The sequence below is a fragment of the Legionella drozanskii LLAP-1 genome (assembly GCF_001467585.1).
In the GTDB taxonomy this organism is placed as follows: Bacteria; Pseudomonadota; Gammaproteobacteria; order Legionellales; family Legionellaceae; genus Tatlockia; species Tatlockia drozanskii.
Window position 1 is genome coordinate 1 of record NZ_LNXY01000034.1, and the last position, 250, is coordinate 250.

Here is a 250-nt window from a genome sequence, read left to right on the forward strand (position 1 = left end):
ATATAAGCATTTTGCTGTGGATTTCCTGGTTGAATAAAAACCAACTGGATCTGATTTTTATTAGCCCATTGCTCCAGCAACTTACTAATATATTCAGGGCCATTATCACAACGTATCTGTCGAGGCTTTCCTCGCCATTCAATGATCTGATTAAGGGCTCGTACAACCCGCTCAGCCGGCAAAGACAAATCGACCTCGATGGCAAGGCCTTCGCGATTGAAATCATCAATGACATTAAATAACCGATAAT

At 41.6% G+C, this 250-nt stretch carries 1 protein-coding gene; it reads right to left on the reverse strand.

The annotated features are described in order from the left end of the window. On the reverse strand, positions 1-250 hold a 250-nt coding region (locus Ldro_RS16865), incomplete at both ends, for a DDE-type integrase/transposase/recombinase (protein ID WP_238584039.1).